At 38.0% G+C, this 16147-nt stretch carries 13 protein-coding genes; 9 read left to right on the top strand and 4 right to left on the bottom strand.

The features are described 5' to 3' along the window. Positions 1-17: 17 nt before the first annotated feature. From J678_RS13160 to J678_RS23095, 6 genes are all read left to right on the top strand, one after another. Entirely contained in the window at positions 18-779 is a 762-nt protein-coding gene (locus J678_RS13160) for an SDR family oxidoreductase (protein ID WP_002048283.1), read from the top strand. Positions 780-840: 61 nt separating this feature from the next. Then, a complete protein-coding gene (locus tag J678_RS13165) occupies positions 841-2364 on the top strand; it encodes a 3-hydroxyacyl-CoA dehydrogenase (protein ID WP_017392971.1) in 1524 nt (507 codons plus the stop codon). A 14-nt stretch (positions 2365-2378) separates the two neighbouring features. After that, positions 2379-3584 (top strand): 3-oxoadipyl-CoA thiolase, encoded by a 1206-nt coding sequence (locus J678_RS13170; RefSeq protein WP_014206435.1) that lies wholly within the window; start codon positions 2379-2381, stop codon positions 3582-3584. A 109-nt stretch (positions 3585-3693) separates the two neighbouring features. Next, a complete protein-coding gene (locus J678_RS13175) occupies positions 3694-4536 on the top strand; it encodes an IclR family transcriptional regulator (RefSeq protein WP_000081482.1) in 843 nt (280 codons plus the stop codon). Positions 4537-5225: 689 nt separating this feature from the next. After that, positions 5226-7139 carry a hypothetical protein gene (locus J678_RS13180; RefSeq protein ID WP_017392972.1) on the top strand — a complete coding sequence of 638 codons (1914 nt, stop codon included), beginning with the start codon at positions 5226-5228 and terminating at the stop codon, positions 7137-7139. Positions 7140-7437: 298 nt separating this feature from the next. Next, the gene (locus tag J678_RS23095) at positions 7438-7599 is read left to right on the top strand and encodes a LysE family transporter (protein ID WP_017392973.1); all 162 of its coding nucleotides are present in this window, start codon (positions 7438-7440) and stop codon (positions 7597-7599) included. 331 nt (positions 7600-7930) lie between these two features. Here J678_RS23095 and J678_RS13185 read toward each other — a convergent pair whose 3' ends face one another. Next, positions 7931-8902 carry an NAD(P)H-dependent flavin oxidoreductase gene (locus J678_RS13185; RefSeq protein ID WP_017392975.1) on the bottom strand — a complete coding sequence of 324 codons (972 nt, stop codon included), beginning with the start codon at positions 8900-8902 and terminating at the stop codon, positions 7931-7933. 284 nt (positions 8903-9186) lie between these two features. On the opposite strand from J678_RS13185, the gene J678_RS13190 reads away from it, so the two are divergent. Further along, positions 9187-9996: an enoyl-CoA hydratase gene (locus J678_RS13190; RefSeq protein WP_017392976.1), complete on the top strand. Its 810-nt coding sequence runs from the start codon at positions 9187-9189 to the stop codon at positions 9994-9996. A gap of 65 nt (positions 9997-10061) precedes the next feature. Here the strand turns inward: J678_RS13190 and J678_RS13195 are convergent, their stop codons facing one another. Both J678_RS13195 and J678_RS13200 read right to left on the bottom strand, forming a co-directional pair. Then, positions 10062-10907 (bottom strand): IclR family transcriptional regulator, encoded by an 846-nt coding sequence (locus J678_RS13195; RefSeq protein WP_000996083.1) that lies wholly within the window; start codon positions 10905-10907, stop codon positions 10062-10064. 186 nt (positions 10908-11093) lie between these two features. Beyond that, positions 11094-12311 carry a CaiB/BaiF CoA transferase family protein gene (locus J678_RS13200; protein WP_017392977.1) on the bottom strand — a complete coding sequence of 406 codons (1218 nt, stop codon included), beginning with the start codon at positions 12309-12311 and terminating at the stop codon, positions 11094-11096. A 331-nt stretch (positions 12312-12642) separates the two neighbouring features. Between J678_RS13200 and J678_RS13205 the strand changes: the two genes are divergently transcribed. Then, positions 12643-13794 (top strand): acyl-CoA dehydrogenase family protein, encoded by a 1152-nt coding sequence (locus J678_RS13205; RefSeq protein ID WP_017392978.1) that lies wholly within the window; start codon positions 12643-12645, stop codon positions 13792-13794. A 61-nt stretch (positions 13795-13855) separates the two neighbouring features. Beyond that, entirely contained in the window at positions 13856-15106 is a 1251-nt protein-coding gene (locus tag J678_RS13210; RefSeq protein ID WP_004709438.1) for an MFS transporter, read from the top strand. A 223-nt stretch (positions 15107-15329) separates the two neighbouring features. Here the strand turns inward: J678_RS13210 and phnX are convergent, their stop codons facing one another. Next, positions 15330-16145: a phosphonoacetaldehyde hydrolase gene (gene phnX / locus J678_RS13215; RefSeq protein ID WP_000210524.1), complete on the bottom strand. Its 816-nt coding sequence runs from the start codon at positions 16143-16145 to the stop codon at positions 15330-15332. Positions 16146-16147: the final 2 nt, after the last annotated feature.

Raw genomic sequence — 16147 nt, forward strand, 5'->3', positions numbered from 1 at the left:
ATAACAAAGGAATGAAAATGGCCAGAAAAGTATTAATTAGTGCAGGTGGTTCAGGGATAGGACGATGCATTGCCGAGGCATTTTTAAACAATCAGGATGAAGTTTTTGTTTGTGATATCAATGCTAAAAGCTTAGAACAATTTCAACAAGATTATCCAAAGCTACACATATATACCTGTGATTTAGCCGACCATGAACAAATTAAACTCATGTTTAGTCAAGCCATTCATAAACTTGGCGGTATTGATATTTTAGTCAATAACACAGGCATCTCAGGCCCGACCGTTGCAGCAGATGAGCTAAGTTTTGAAGATTGGAACACGGTGATTAATTTAAACCTGAATAGCACTTTTTTAATTACCCAGTTAGCCATTCCCTATTTAAAGCAAGCACAGGCAGGCGTGATTATTAATATGTCGTCTATTGCAGGCCGCTTAGGCTATCCATACCGATTAGCCTACTCCACTTCAAAATGGGGACTGATCGGTTTTACCAAAACGCTTTCTATGGAACTCGGTGCAGACAATATTCGAGTTAACGCTATTCTTCCGGGGGCAGTCGATGGTGATCGGGTTCAACGTGTATTACAAGCCCGTGCCGATGTAGCGCATACCTCACTTGAAGAAGTGACTCAAAATGCACTGAAAAATCAGTCGCTCAAATATTTTGTCAATCCAAAGCATATTGCAGATTTATGCCTATTTTTAGCGTCAGATAGTGGTCGCTCAATTTCAGGGCAAATCTTACCTATTGATGGTGATAAACAATGCTTAAGCTAAATCACCCAACCTTATTTTTCCGTTTAATTTCAAATATAGATTAATCATCAGGATGATCGACATGACTTATGATATTAAAAGCATGGCTGTGATTGGTGTAGGTGTCATGGGCAGTGGTATTGCTCAAATTGCTGCGCAGTCAGGTCATACCACTTATTTATATGATGCCAAAGCAGGCGCCGCAGAACAGGCCAAAGAAAAACTAGCTGCTACATTTCAAAAGTTAGTCGAAAAAAATAAGATTACGCCTGAGCAAGCAACAGCGGCAAATAACCATTTAATTATTGCCCATCAAATTGAAGATTTAAAAAATTGTGACCTCATTGTAGAAGCAATTGTTGAACGTCTCGATATTAAACAAAGCTTGATGCAACAGCTTGAAGACATTGTTTCGGATACTACTATTTTAGCCTCAAACACTTCTTCTCTGTCTATTACAGCCATTGCGGCAAATTGCAAGAAGCCTGAGCGTGTTGTGGGTTATCACTTTTTTAACCCAGTTCCACTCATGAAAGTGGTTGAAGTCATTCGTGGTTTAAAAACAGATCCACTTATTATTGATGCTTTAAACGATCTGTCTCGTGCATTTGGTCATCGCCCTGTTGTAGCAAAGGACACCCCTGGATTTATTATTAACCATGCGGGTCGGGCTTATGGAACTGAAGCGCTCAAAATTTTAAACGAGAATATCTGTGATATTAGTGAAATTGACCGAATTTTACGTGACGGCGTTGGTTTTAGAATGGGGCCATTTGAATTAATGGATTTAACTGGCCTTGATGTCTCGCATCCTGTGATGGAGTCGATTTATCACCAGTACTATGAAGAAGCCCGCTACAAACCAAGCCCGCTGACCAAGCAAATGCTAGATGCCAAGCAACTTGGACGTAAGGTTAATCAAGGTTTTTATAACTATGAAACCGGTTCAAAAACAGGTGAACAACCTGCTCAGTTTATAGAGCGTCTAGCGCAATATCCAAAAGTTTGGATCGCTGCCGATTTCTTGGACGATAAAAAACAACTCGAAGATTATTTAACTCAGCAAAATATTGCCCTAGACACCAATTCTGAACCACAAACAGATAGCTTATGTTTACTCGCTTGTTATGGTGAAGATACAACTCAAGCAGCTACTCGCCTAGGGGTTAATCCAAAGCGCACTGTTGCGATAGACATGCTTTATGGCATTGCAAAACATCGCACCTTAATGCCATCACTTGTTACCAAACCTGAATATCGTCAAGCAGCTCACTCTATTTTCAATCTAGATGGAAATATGGTCAGTATGATTAATGAAAGTATTGGCTTTGTTGCACAACGCGTTTTAGCCATGGTCATTAATTTAGGCTGCGATATTGCCCAGCAAAATATTGCCACAGTAGATGATATTAATGCTGCAGTACGTCTTGGCTTAGGCTATCCATTTGGACCAATTGAATGGGGCGATCAAGTCGGTAGCGAAAAAGTCTTACTTATTCTGAACCGTATAACAGCACTTAGCCATGACCCGCGTTACCGCCCTAGCCCGTGGTTACAGCGTCGTGTCGCACTTCATTTACCTCTTACTTTTACTCACGAGTCTTGAAAAGGAATTTCTCAATGTTAAATGCATATATCTATGATGGTTTACGTAGTCCATTTGGCCGTCATGCGGGTGAACTTGCCTCAATTCGCCCTGATGATTTAGCAGCAACCGTTATTCAAAAATTACTTGAAAAAACTGGTGTACCAGGCGCGGATATTGAAGATGTGATTTTAGGCGATACCAACCAAGCGGGTGAAGATAGTCGTAATGTGGCACGAAATGCATTATTACTTGCGGGTTTGCCTGTTACTGTACCGGGCCAGACGGTAAACCGCCTATGTGCTAGTGGTTTAGGTGCCGTGATTGACTCGGCACGTGCGATTACTTGTGGTGAAGGCGAGCTCTATATTGCTGGTGGTGTAGAAAGTATGTCACGTGCACCCTTCGTGATGGGTAAAGCAGAAAGTGCTTATAGCCGCGATGCAAAAATTTATGACACCACGATTGGCTCTCGTTTTCCAAATAAAAAAATTATTGCTCAATACGGCGGTCATTCAATGCCTGAAACGGGCGATAACGTTGCAGCCGAGTTTGGTATTAGCCGTGAACAAGCTGACTTATTTGCAGCCCAATCACAAGCCAAATATCAAAAAGCGAAAGAAGAAGGTTTCTTTGCCGATGAAATTACGCCAATTGAGGTTTTCCAAGGCAAAAAATTGCCACCTAAGCTCGTTTCAGAAGATGAACACCCTCGCCCAAGCTCAACTGTTGAAGCACTTACAAAGTTAAAACCACTCTTTGAAGGTGGTGTGGTCACTGCTGGTAATGCCTCAGGTATTAATGATGGTGCAGCAGCCCTGTTGATTGGTTCAGAAGCAGCGGGTCAAAAATATGGCCTAAAACCAATGGCAAAAATCTTGTCAGCAGCAGCAGCTGGTATTGAGCCACGCATTATGGGTGCAGGCCCGATCGAAGCCATTAAAAAAGCAGTTGCGCGTGCGGAGCTTACTTTAGATGACATGGATATTATCGAAATTAATGAAGCTTTTGCTTCACAGGTTTTATCTTGTTTAAAAGGTTTAAATGTTGATTTTAATGACCCACGTGTGAACCCGAACGGTGGTGCGATTGCAGTTGGTCATCCACTTGGTGCATCTGGCGCTCGTCTTAGCTTAACAGTAGCGCGCGAGTTAATTCGCCGTAAAAAGAAATATGCTGTGGTGAGCCTATGTATTGGTGTAGGTCAAGGTCTTGCGATGGTGATTGAAAACGTTTCATAACCATTGAACCCAATATCCATTCATCACAACAGCGCAGTGATGAATGGATTTATTTTGCAGAGCGAAATATAATGGCAAAACTATTGCTTTAATTATATTTGAGGATCGAATGTCTCAAAACACGGAAACTGAAAAACCAATAAATTTTGATGAGATACGTTTAGATCCTATTTCGCATATACATCGGGAAAATAACCCGCAATTTATTGCTTCTTTAGCACGCGGTTTAGAACTTTTAAGATGCTTTTCTGCAAATAATCAGGTTCTTGGCAACCAAGAATTAGCAAAAATGACAGGTTTACCTAAACCGACCATTGCACGTATTACCAATACCCTTGTGTCATTAGGTTATTTAAAACAATTGCCTAACTCGACCAAATATACATTAGATATTGGTGTCTTATCTTTAGGATATGCAGCTTTATCTAACATCTCGATTCGTAATATTGCTCATCAATATATGGAAGAGATGAGCCAGTATGTTCAAGCGCCTGTAGCGATGGCAACGCGTGATCGCTTAAATATGGTGTATATCGATGTTGTGCAAATTGAAACTGCATTAAACATGCGCCGTCCAATTGGTTCAACTTTACCACTGCATAGCAGTTCAATGGGCCGAGCATGCTTAGCTGCGACCCCTGAACGTGAACGCAACTTTCTACTTGATGCACTAAAACAAAAGAACCCCGAAAACTGGCCAGCCATAAAACGCTCTTTAGAACGAGCTTTCCGTGATTATCAAGATTATGGATATTGTTTGTCGTTAGGTGAGTGGCATAAAGAAGTGAACTCGGTGGCTGTACCTTTGGTTAGTTCTAAACACGGTCTTTATGTTTTTAACTGTGGTGCGCCAAGTTTTCATTTAAATCCGGAAAAACTTGAAGGTGAAATTGGACCACGTTTAATCCACATGGTGCACAATATTCAAGATGCTTTGAATGAAACACATTAATGATGTATAAATTTATTTTATCGTCTTTATTGTATAAACTTCTATAGTTTACTTTCCATTAGCTATCTAAAGTTATAGTTATATGATGAAGCATAACCCAACTCAATTTATTAATTTTAGTTGGGTTTTTTATAAAACCAAATAAAACTACGCCCTTTCCAAAAGTAAAGCAGATTGAGTAATTATAAGAATTAATAAAATCTTATTTAAACGATTTACCCCCTATAGAAAAATTTTTTAAGTTTTTTCAAAAATACAACAGCACAAAATACTACTTAATTGTTTAATTTTATTAATAACACCTATAAAGAAAATTAATATATTAGAACTTTTATTATTAAAAACAATCTACCCACAAGGTATAATTAATAAAATTTAAAAAAATCACACAATGAAAAATATATTTAAATTCAACTTAATATTTAATATAAATTAAAAAATAAATTCAATATTTTAATTTTATATAAAATATAAATATTTTATATAAAAAACTTGAAAAATTAAAAAAAAACACAGTATTTTCAGTAATCAAAAATTAACCTATATCATTACTAAAAAATTCATTCCCCAAGGAGGCAGAATAAATCCTTTTACATTACAAAGTGAAAATTTTAATAATCATTTCTTCATGTATTGGTTTAAAACATGGGGATTCTTAACAAATAAAGCTACTACATTGAGTATCTATAATGGTTAAACTTTATCAGGAAAAAATTAATAATACAGAACCTACATTTCTTCCTATTCCGAATACTATATTAAAAGATATACATCTTAAGGATCGTCAATGGTTCACTAAGTTAGTTCATCTTGAGGAAGTTTATCCATATCTAGAAATTATTTGGAAAAATCTAGATTTTTTATTTTCAAAAGAGATTAGAACTACGCATAACAATCTATTATGTGCTATTTCTGAAAATCAGTTTACTAATGATAAAGATTTACTAAGAAAACCAAGTGAATATATAAATTTATTAAAAAATAAAGCTTATTATCAATTTTTTTATACTCAATTTAGCCCTTTATTTAAGACAATTGGTAGTTGGCTTACAGGTATCTCCTCAATCAATTATGCATGGAAAGAAGAAGGTGGAGTATTGCTTAAAATTCATGCAGATATGGTTGGGAGTGGAAATATTTCTCATGGTTTGTCTCATCAATTTGAGTTAGATGCCAGTACGGTAGACTTAATTTTCCCTGATGTATTTAATAATACTTTTACACAAAATCTTAACATTCAGGAGTATGCATTTAATCTACCAGTATTCCTACTCAGTATTGCTCAATTTCCTGAAAAATTATATCCAGAGTCTTTAGGCGTTAATTTAGCAATGGCCCAATATTTAGATAAATTAAGCTTAATTAACCAATATGAAAAAAGTATTTTTAGCAATTTAAAACATAGAAATTTTACTAAAATTTCCATTTTAGCAATTAATCAATATATTAAATATAATAACACATTAGACAAGATTAATAATGGCTACAATACAACCATTAATATTATTAGAAAATTTGAAGATTCTCTATTTTCAGATTTAGTAGATTCTAAAAAATTTAGCAATAATACAGCCATGTTATCTTTAATACAGAAGCTAGGAAAATATGGTCATGGATACCATAAGCGTGGCAAGATATCTGACAAACCAATTGACGATTGGCTTATTTCAGATAACTTTTCTCCAAACCAACTTCTTAATGCTTTAGCTTCTTCCAGATATATATCACCTGGACAACCTGATAAAAGTACTTTTGTAAAACTTATCAAAAATCCTAAAGGTGCAATGTTTGGTGTATTTTCAGAACAAGATATTGAGATAGTAGAAACATGGATTAAAGATTTAGCTAATCAAGATATTACACAAACTAATTTTCTTGTTAGTAATAGTAATAACAAGATTAATTCGGTACCTATTAAAGATTTGGATGAAAAAATAATAGCTCAAGCTAATCTTAAAGCTTTAGATAAATACAGTAATTTTACTCTCCAAGAATTGTATCCACTATTTTTACATGCTGGATGTTATCCCGATATATTACCTACAGCAAAAAATTTTGCTCAAAATTGGCTTGCAGCACATAAACAAGCTTTAAAACAAGAGGGACTACCATTTTATCCATATAGTCATGAACGATTAGATAAATGGCTAGATGTTCAACATCTACATCAAGTGAATAGTTATATTCCCTTAGAAGGAATACCAAAAGAAAGCCGAGAGGATATTATTAATGATGCTATAGCCTTAGCACCATTAACCCTAATTGATGGGGCATGGCTGCGTAATGCCTCAACTCCTGCAAGGGTCAGTACGTATATTGGAGGATTACAATATCGGACACTTCTTGATGAACTCGGAGGTGGAGATATAAATCTCCACCATGGAAATATCTATAAACAACTATTAGAAAGTATGGGAATAGATATTGGGAAATTTACTGATAAAAAATTTGCCACTTCTATCTTATTTGATGAAGACGATTTCAAAGTTCCAACTTTCTGGCTAGCCATATCTTTATTTCCACATTCCTTTTTACCTGAGACTCTTGGATTGAATCTGGCAATGGAGCTTTATGGTGTAGGTGGAGAATATCGTCGATCTTGAGACATTTTAAGTTATTACGGTTTTAGCTCACTTTTCACCAGTCTTCACAATACTATCGATAATGTAGTCACAGGACATTCAGCTTGGGCTATAGATGCTATTAAGCATCACCTCGACAATATTTTCAACAAGGTGGTGAACAAGCGAGAGAACAACACTGGGAACGTATATGGACAGGTTATCGTTCGCTTAACCATCCACCGAAAGAAAATTGGTTCCGAAGCGGTATGAACCATCTTCTACATCGTACTTTCAAAAAAGCATTTAATGGAAAAGCACTTAATGAAAAGGTTAAGTAATGAATTATAATTTTTTATCTTTTGTTCTCACAGCATTAGTAATTAATTTAGCGCCCGGCCCTGCTATGTTTTATGTAATGAATCAATCATTAAAATATGGAGTAAAAGCTGGGTTAAAAGCAGCGGCAGGAGTTGAATTTGGCGTATTCTTCTATGTTTGACATGAATGAACTTTTAAAAGATTCTCCAGCATTTAAAGACACAATTTTTGTTGACCGAGTACATTTTAATGACCTCGGTAATGACCAATTAGCACAAATTATTTCAACAAAAATATATAAATGACTTACAAAGGAGATAAAGATGAGAATCATCAAAAATATTTTGAGTCTATTTAAACGCAAGAAAAAGAAAAAAGGAGGTTCTATCTATCCATTACGTTAAAATAAATTCTATAAAATGAAAAAATTCTTTAATAGAATTCGTAAAATAATGCCCATTTAATTTATAAGATGGGCATTTTAACAATCATATGTAAAATAAATAAAAATCCTATAAAAGCCCTGATAAACGTCCGCAAATAATATCTTCTGCTTCTTTGACAATCCGGCTAACCAGTTCATCGCATGTCGGAATATCATGGATTAAGCTTGCCACTAAACCGCATGACCATGCACCTGCATTAACATCGCCCTCAATCATGACTTTTGGATAGACTCCCGCAACTTCTTCAATAATATCCTCAAACTTAATGTTATCGCCTAGCGCTTTTTCTTTTGCCACAATTTTTTCAACAGCAGCATTATTCATGACACGTTCTGTATTTCGCAAAGCACGCATAATTAAACGCGTATCTCGTTCGGTTGCATTCAAAATTGCTTGTTTTACATTTGCATGTACGGGAGCTTCCTGAGTGGCAATAAAACGGGTGCCCATATTAATTCCATCAGCTCCCATCGCTAAAGCAGCCGCGAGTGAGCGTCCATCTGCCATACCACCTGAGGCAACAAATGGGATGTCTAACGCATCAGCTGCTAAAGGCAATAAAATCATATTTGGTACGTCATCTTCACCCGGATGCCCACCACACTCGAAACCATCTACAGAAACTGCATCACATCCAATTTGCTGCGCTTTTAAGCTATGTCGAACCGAAGTACATTTGTGAATTACTTTAATACCAGCAGCCTTTAAATACGGCATGACCTGTTCAGGATTACGTCCTGCTGTTTCTACAATCTTGACTCCACCTTTAATGATTGCCTCTACAAAACCCGGATAATCAGGAGTATTCACCGTTGGTAAAAAGGTTAAATTCACCCCAAAAGGCTTGTCGGTCATTTCTCGGCAACGTGCAATTTCTTTTGCCAGATTTTCAGGTGTACGCTGAGTCAGGCCAGTGATAATACCTAATCCACCCGCGTTCGAAACTGCAGCCGCAAGCTCTGCAAAACCAACATAATGCATACCACCTTGAATAATTGGATGCTCGATTTCAAATAGTTCTGTAATTTTAGTCTTCATATTCTTTCCACTCACCGTTCTATAACTAGCTTCTCATTTCCTTAGTAGAGCTAGATGCTTATTTACGCATAAATCCTGTCATCATTTAAAGTGACTTAAGATAAAAATTTCACAATACAAAATTTTATACCACAATATAAAACAAAATAATTGATAACGGAATTATTTTTCGATAGCATTATTTTAATAAGTTTAAGTTTTAGACAGTACGTCATCTGAAAAGTATGAGCTTCCACCAACTGAAAGCAGATATTTTTCAAATAGTTAATTTAAAGGAATAAATGATGCAACAGGACAATGTAACTCAAAGCGAGCTTAAAACAGGTACAATTCAGGAGCATTTTGATAAAAATATACTAACGCTCACCATGAGTAACCCCACTAAAAAGAATGCAATTAATTATGAAATGTATACGGCTTTAAGTCAGGCATTAGATAAGGCTGCAACCAATCAAGATGTTCATGTGGTTATACTTACTGGCAAAGGTTCGGCATTTACGAGTGGAAATGACGTTAATGCTTTTGAAAAACGTGATACCACCACTTCAGAACCACCCGCTTCGATTGTTTTTTTAAAAAGCTTAGCAACATTTCCAAAACCGATTATTGCTAAAGTAAATGGTGTGGCAATTGGCATTGGCAGCACTATGCTTCTACATTGCGACCTTGTGTATGCAAGCCAAAACTCTATTTTTCAGTTCCCCTTTGTGAATTTGGGACTTGTACCCGAAGCGGGTTCAAGTTACATCTTGCCAAGATTATTGGGTTTTGCTCGAGCTTCGGAACTTATTTTACTGGGTGAAAAGTTTTCGGCAGACCAAGCAAAAATTTATGGTTTGGTAAATGAGATATTTGAAGCAACTGAGCTGGATCAAGTGGTTGAAGACGTAGCCATTAAACTCGCTCACAAACCAAACCAAGCCTTACAGCTCAGTAAAAAGTTACTAAGAGATATGCCAATCGATGATCTACTCAATCGTATTGATCATGAGTCGACTATTTTCTCGCGTTGTTTACAGGGTTCCGAATTTAAAGAAGCATTAAATGCTTTCAAAGAAAAAAGAACACCGAACTTCCATAAGCAAACAGCCTAAAACCCACCCACTAAAAAGCCAGCCTTGAAAAACAAAGCTGGCTTTTATAAATGAATCAAATACGTTTAGCTAATCTCGGTACGAATATTATTCACCATGTGTAAAAGACGAGGTGCAATATCTTCTTCGAGTTTTTCACGGTTCATAATAAAGCTTGGACCACCACAGTTAAATACCAACAAACCATGTTGTTCATGAATGAGTGGAACCGCAACCGAGTTAACGTCTTTATGCCATTCGCCAATTGAAAAACAGTATCCAAAATCTTGGTAATCTTTAAAGGCTTTGTCTAGATCACGGTTAATTTTAATCCAGTCTTCTTTGTGCTTGTTACGAATGGCATTAAGCAAGAACTCTCTTTCATCTTCTGGCATGGCAGCTAAACATGCACGCCCCATTGAACTTAAGTGAATCGGTAAATAGGTTCCGACTTGACGGCGCATGGTCATATTGCCTTTACCTTGAACGACATCAAGATAAATCATATTCAGTCGATCGCGTGTTGCCATTGCTACAGCAGCACCAGCATAGTCTGCCAAATTTTTCATATATGGATGAGCAATAGAGCGAATCGATACGTTAGAGAGCATGGAATAACCAAAAGCAAGAACACCAACTGAAAGCTGGAATTTGCTTGAGTTTGGTACTTGTTTGATATAACCCAAACGCGACAAAGTATGGGTCAGACGAGTAATGGTTGGTTTTGGCAAACCAGTCATCTGAGCAAGCTCTTGGTTGCCCAAATGCTGATGCTTAGGCGTAAAACAACGTAATAGTTCTAAGCCACGTGCTAATGCAGTAATAAATTGGCGATCATTTTCATCCTGCATGTCTTCAATCGGATGTAATAATTCATGCCTTAAAGGCGCGAGTAGTTTTTCTGTCTGTTCTGCATCAACTGCATCGTTCATTGTCATACCAATCCATATTTTGTTTCGCACTGCGAAAATTATAATCTATTTTTTCTATAAATAGCAAAAGAGCAAACGTCCAAGTCTGCATTTATAAAATAACTTCATTTAACTCATTAAAGCGAAAGATTAAATATTTTATTTTCTGATTTTAAATATCATTTTAACCTTTCGCTTTTAAGTTACTTATCCAATTACGCCCTTTTCTTTAAGCTCTGCTAACTTTTCTGTAGATACTACTCGCCCTAAAATCGCCTGCGTATGTTCACCCAACAGTGGAGGTGCTGTTTTGTATTCAACAGGAGTTCTAGAAAGTTTGATTGGTGAACCAATTATCTTCAATTTTTTACGTTGAGGATGATTCATCTCGACCAGCATTTCTCTGGCAATCACTTGTGGCTCTTGGAAAGCTTGTTCCAAGTTATTAATCACACCTACCGGAACTTTAGCCGCATAGATTGCGTCTACCCATTCATCTGCTGTTCTTGTTAAAAAGTGAGTTTGTAAAATTCCGATAATTTCATCGCGATGCTTGATTCGGTCTGCATTTCGGGCAAAACGCGCATCATTTGGTAAATCGGGTAAACCAATACTTCGACAGAGTTGAATAAACTGAGTGTCATTTCCACATGCAATAATGAAGTCACGGTCAGAGGCTTTGAACACTTGATAAGGCACAATATTGGCGTGTGCATTGCCATAACGTTTAGGGATATTACCCGATGAAAGATAGTTCATTCCCTGATTTGCCATTGTGGCAATTTGAACATCAAGCAAAGCCATATCAATGTATTGGCCTAAACCTGTCACATGGCGGTTGAGTAAAGCAGCCTGTATGGCAATCGTAGAATAAAGCCCTGTGGCTAAGTCAGAAAATGCAACGCCTACTTTTTGTGGTCCACCGCCGGGCAAATCATCACGCTCACCAGTGACCGACATGAGTCCACCCATACCCTGAATAATAAAGTCATAACCGGGTTCTTCTGCTCTGGGACCAGTTTGACCAAAACCTGTAATTGAGCAATACACCAATTTAGGGTTAATTGCAGATAAAGACTCGTAGTCCAAACCGTACTTTTTCAAAGAACCCGCTTTGTAGTTTTCAATCACGACATCGGTGTCTTGAATAAGTGCTTTAATCAATTCTTGGCCTTCAGGATTGGCAATGTCGATGGCAACCGATAATTTATTACGGTTGGTTGACTGATAATAAGCGGCTTCTTGAGTGTCTTGACCTGAGTCATCTTTCATCCAAGGTGGTCCCCAAGAACGAGTATCGTCACCAACTTTCGGCCGTTCAATCTTGATTACTTCTGCGCCTAAATCGGCAAGAATCTGTCCACACCAAGGCCCAGCCAATACCCGACTTAAGTCAAGCACCCGAATTCCATTTAAAGCACCCATCTTCATCCCACTATATTTTGTGATTCATTTCCTATAGGAAAACTTACCCATTTAAAATTTCGCATAGCGATATGTATTTTTAATATACACAGCTCTTTTTAAAAATCAAACTTTAATTTTCCACTAAAAATGATGATTTTTTATAAGAAAATATAGCTTAAATAAATCAATAAATTAGCCAAAGATAAAATAATAACAAAGTATCGCATTGCGAAATTAATTTTCAAAATATATTGTTTTGCGCTCATCCTTTGATTACTATCACTTCAAATATTGGTGATTTTACGAACATCACATTGATGTTTTTTGCATAGAGTAAAAGGACGAGACTATGATTCGAGATCAGGAAACCTTAAATCAATTTGTTGATATGATTCGACAATTTGTTGAAGGTGTATTAATTCCTCATGAGAATGAAGTCGCTGAAACGGATGAAATTCCTCAAGAGATTGTTGAGCAAATGAAAGCTCTCGGCTTATTTGGTTTAACCATTCCTGAAGAATACGAAGGTCTTGGCCTAACGATGGAAGAAGAGGTCTATGTCGCTTTTGAATTAGGTCGTACGTCTCCTGCTTTTCGCTCTCTTATTGGGACCAATAATGGCATTGGCTCAAGTGGCCTGATTATTGATGGGACCGAAGCACAAAAATCATTTTTCTTACCGCGTCTAGCTCGTGGTGAAGTGATCAGTTCTTTTTGCTTAACCGAACCTGATGCAGGTTCTGATGCGGCATCTTTAAAAACCACCGCAGTAAAAGATGGTGAGTTTTATATTTTAAATGGTACCAAACGCTTTATTACCAATGCGCCACATGCTGGCGTATTTACAGTCATGGCACGTACAAACTCTGATATTAAAGGCGCTGGTGGCATTTCTGCTTTTATTGTGGATAGCCAAACTCCGGGCATTTCTCTTGGCAAACGCGATAAAAAGATGGGACAAAAAGGCGGCCATACCTGTGACGTTATTTTTGAAAATTGCCGTATCCCTGCTTCAGCACTCATTGGTGGTGTTGAAGGTGTTGGTTTTAAAACGGCCATGAAAGTACTCGATAAAGGCCGTTTGCACATTGCTGCCTTGAGTGTCGGTGCAGCAACACGAATGCTAGATGATTCTTTAAATTACGCCATCGAACGCAAGCAATTTGGACAACCAATTGCCGAATTCCAACTCATTCAAGCCATGCTTGCCGATTCAAAAGCTGAAATTTATGCAGCTAAATGTATGGTCTTAGACGCTGCACGCCTACGCGATGCGGGACAAAACGTTAGCACGGAAGCTTCTTGCGCAAAAATGTTTGCAACCGAAATGTGTGGCCGCGTTGCTGATCGCTGTGTACAAATTCATGGCGGTGCGGGTTACATCAGTGAATATGCCATTGAACGTTTTTATCGAGATGTTCGTCTGTTCCGTCTCTATGAAGGGACCACTCAAATTCAACAAGTGATTATTGCCCGAAATATGATTCGCGCTGCGTCTTAATCAAATTTAAAGCACTTCAAAACGACTCGAAGTGCTTTTTATCAAATGTAGGTAATGGATTATGGCTACAAATTACAAAGAAGGTCTTTCTCGTATACAGCCTCATACGTGGAAAATAGCATTTATTTTTGCATTTCTAGCACTGTTGGTAGATGGTGCAGATTTGATGCTGCTGTCTTATAGCTTAAATAGTATTAAGGCAGATTTTGGATTAAGTTCAGTACAAGCAGGTATGCTTGGCAGTTTTACATTGGCAGGGATGGCTGTTGGTGGCATTTTTGGGGGATGGGCATGCGATAAATTTGGTCGCGTGCGTATTGTGGTTATTTCTATTTTAATTTTCTCACTTCTTACCTGTGGCTTAGGTTTTACCCACAGCTTTCTTCAGTTTGGTATTTTAAGATTTTTTGCATCTCTTGGCTTGGGTTCACTTTATATCGCCTGTAATACTCTCATGGCCGAGTATGTCCCAACACGTTTCCGCACAACAGTACTTGGCACTTTACAAGCTGGCTGGACCGTTGGCTATATTGTTGCGACCTTACTGGCAGGCTGGATTATTCCTGATCATGGCTGGCGCATGCTGTTTTATGTTGCGATTATTCCCGTCATTATTGCTGTTCTCATGCATGTGCTTGTACCCGAACCAGAAGCATGGCAAAAGTCTCGACTACAACAACCAGTTGTGGCTCAAAACGTATCGAAAACTTCAGCATTTAAGCTTATTTTCCAAGATAAACGAAACCGTAATATGTTTATCTTATGGGCGTTAACGGCAGGCTTTTTACAGTTTGGCTACTATGGTGTAAATAACTGGATGCCGTCATACCTTGAAAGTGAACTCGGTATGAAATTTAAGGAAATGACCGCCTATATGGTAGGTACATATACCGCTATGATTTTAGGTAAAGTTCTTGCGGGCATGATGGCCGATAAATTAGGGCGTCGTTTTACTTATGCCTTTGGTGCAATCGGCACTGCTATTTTCCTACCTCTGATTGTTTTTTATAACTCGCCAAGCAACATTTTATATTTACTGGTGACCTTTGGTTTTCTATACGGCATCCCTTATGGTGTAAATGCAACCTATATGACCGAAAGCTTTGCAACAGCAATCCGCGGTACAGCCATTGGCGGTGCTTATAACGTCGGACGTTTAGGTGCTGCATTAGCCCCTGCAACGATTGGTTTCTTGGCATCCGGCGGCTCTATTGGTTTAGGTTTTGTCGTGATGGGGGCTGCCTACCTAATTTGTGGTGTGATACCAGCCCTGTTCATTAAAGAAAAAATATACGACCCTCAAAAGTCATAAAAGATCCATCACAAAAAATCCTATAGGTCCTGTACCTATAGGATTGATGGTACTAACGATCTAAACATGTGTTTTAGATGGTTAGCAGGAAATAAGGAATTGACGTTTCAAAGTTACTCCTTATTTCCACGTATGTAGAGTTTATTACTCTTCATTTTAATTTTTTAGGTAAGCTTAGCTCCCAAGGGAGCTAAGCTTAAAAATATATAGACCTAAACTCTGTTTAAGGTCGTTCACCCTGCCCCAAACGGCGTTCAATATCATCAAGTACATTTGGCAAATCAGCGACACTATCAATCACATAGTGAGCGCCCGACGCATTCATTTTTTGGTATGCCTTATCTTTTAGAACAATCTGTTCATCGGCCGATAATGCGCTCCACTCTTCATAGCTTAAACCGACTTCATTGCCACTAATCGCAAGCCCGACTGTCCAGCAACCTGCGTTTAAACCTTCGTCAATTCCCACCACAGTATCATCTACTTTTACAACGGTTTTGATGTCGGATACATCGAGTTGAATTAAGTTTTTCCATAGCATTTCAGGATATGGACGGCCATATTTCACGTCGCTGGCAGTAACGATACAGTCCGGTCGGTAACCCTGATCAGCAGCATCTTTAACTAAACGACCAATCATCATGGATGCATAGCCCGTGTTACTGCCAATTTTTGCACCACGCTTTTTAATATTTTCAAACGTTTCTAATGCACCCGGAATTAAAGCAGAACATTTCGGAATAGAATTTAACTGATACGGAATAAAGTCTTTATATAAACGGTCAATATCTGCTTCAGTTGCAGGTTTCCCATATACTTCCTGCCATGCCGCTGCTACACGCGGCATTTTTAAAACTGCTGCAATATGATCACGTTTCTCTAATCCCATTGGGGCACGGGCTTCTTCAACCGTAATTTCAACTTTATTGTCTTTAAATAAAGCCATAAAAGCTAAAATTGGTGCGCGTGAGCCAAAATCTACAGTTGTACCAGCCCAGTCAAAAACCACAGCCTGAATTTGTGTATTGTTGGTCGTCATGG

This window comes from Acinetobacter sp. 1424608 (assembly GCF_000588255.1).
Taxonomy (GTDB): domain Bacteria; phylum Pseudomonadota; class Gammaproteobacteria; order Pseudomonadales; family Moraxellaceae; genus Acinetobacter; species Acinetobacter nosocomialis.